Below are 1,173 nucleotides of genomic sequence, written 5' to 3'. Positions count from 1 at the left end.
CTTTGTTTTGTCTTTAGGGAATATCCCTACGATTGATTGATCAAATACTCGGTTCTGCATCAAAAAAGCCTTAATTCTACTTGACTTAACCATAGGAATTCCGATACCCGTCTTAAAATAATACTCGGAATTCTGGAATCGAGCTTTTTTATCAGCTTTATAAAAGGAGACAGTTTCGCTGTCCCAGCGCACATACCAATCCTCACGACTACGAATATATCGTTTATCAGATGCACTTTTTATAAATGGAATATATGCTTCGGATAGGTCTGATGCTCCATCAGTAGAAGAATTATCTACAATCATACTTGGATCTATAACCTCATAGTTTTTTGCACCTTTTACAGCATTTGATGCAGCTTTAATGAATTTAGTATTATTTCCTGTATAGAAACCTGTTACTACATCTGCAACATCTCCAAGATTGACTGTGGTTTCCCTTAATAAAGAAACTATTTGATTATCAGCGAAAACAAATCTATGTTGAGGATTAGATAAGACCTCACTTTGTTTAAGATTAAACTGCTCTATGTAAGCTGGCAATGTATCATTTGCGATTAACTGACGAAATTCCTCGGATTTTTTAAATCCTCTATATATCTTTACTGAATTGTTGATTGCGTCTTGCATTTCGCTTCGTTCTAAAGTAATGATACATAAATTAGAGTATCCAAAACTAATGCCAGGGAAAAACTTTGACGGAAAAATAATGATTTCCTCAATTTTCGTTTTCTTCAATAAAAGCTCACGAAGCTTTGTGTGCATATTAACATACAAAAACGTATCAGGGATAATAAAAGATAATCTTCCGTTTAGTTTTAATACAGATATGCACCTCAATAAAAACAAAGAATAGGTTTCTTTGACGTACTGTCCGACATATTTCTTTTTTAATTGATCACGTCGTTCATAATCCTGCCAAGCACCATACGGCGGATTGCCTATAACGCCAGTATAATATCCACCTGTAGAGTTGAAAAAATCTAACTGTTCATCCAACAATGTGTCCGTTTGCTTTAACCATAATTGCGATATGTCATATTTATCGAGTTGAGGATCGAATAGCGTATCAGTTTTACGAACATCAACATCAGGATTATCATCATACTTTTTTTGCAAAACTGAAATAGCATCATCATTGATATCTAAAGCATCAATGTGAACTTGCTTCTT

General features: G+C 34.1%; 1 protein-coding gene. It reads right to left on the bottom strand.

Translation table 11 applies throughout. The features are described 5' to 3' along the window. A partial coding sequence (locus QVO88_RS08545; protein ID WP_288177928.1) for an N-6 DNA methylase occupies nucleotides 1-1,173 on the bottom strand: 1,173 nt, incomplete at both ends.

Origin of the sequence: Ruminococcus sp. CAG:57 (assembly GCF_000435935.1) — a bacterium.
Lineage (GTDB): Bacteria > Bacillota > Clostridia > Oscillospirales > Ruminococcaceae > Hominimerdicola > Hominimerdicola aceti.
This window is presented reverse-complemented; position numbering and strand designations above follow the sequence as displayed.